The following is a 309-nucleotide window of genomic DNA, read 5'->3' as shown; positions in this document are numbered from 1 at the left end:
CCATCCGGTGTGAACACTGCTGTCCAGGTGATGTTGTCAGTCGTAACCAATGCACTCAATGTACCGCCTACTAGGGTGATATCATTCGCATCAAAGCCTGCCACTGCCTCACTGAATGTGAAGGTAATGTTCGCTGATTCACCTGCTGCAAGAGCCAGATCATCAGTTGTAATTGCAAGTGTTGGTGGAACAATGTCTACAACAAAACCATCAGTTCCATCAAGTACATCACCTGTACCCAAGTTACCTGCAAGGTCTGTGTAAGTATTATCAGCCACACTGATGCTTGGTGCTGTGCCTGTACCATCT

Annotated in this window: 1 protein-coding gene; it reads right to left on the bottom strand. The window is 46.9% G+C overall.

What is annotated here, in order from left to right; all coding sequences use genetic code 11:
* The coding region (locus tag R5R67_RS19675) for an Ig-like domain-containing protein (protein WP_318755235.1) at positions 1-309 on the bottom strand (309 nt) is incomplete at both ends.

This window comes from Acinetobacter sp. OYA S30 (assembly GCF_033599315.1).
Classification (GTDB): Bacteria; Pseudomonadota; Gammaproteobacteria; order Pseudomonadales; family Moraxellaceae; genus Acinetobacter; species Acinetobacter baumannii.
Note: the sequence above shows the minus strand (reverse complement) of the source record. Positions and strands in the feature narration are given on the sequence as shown.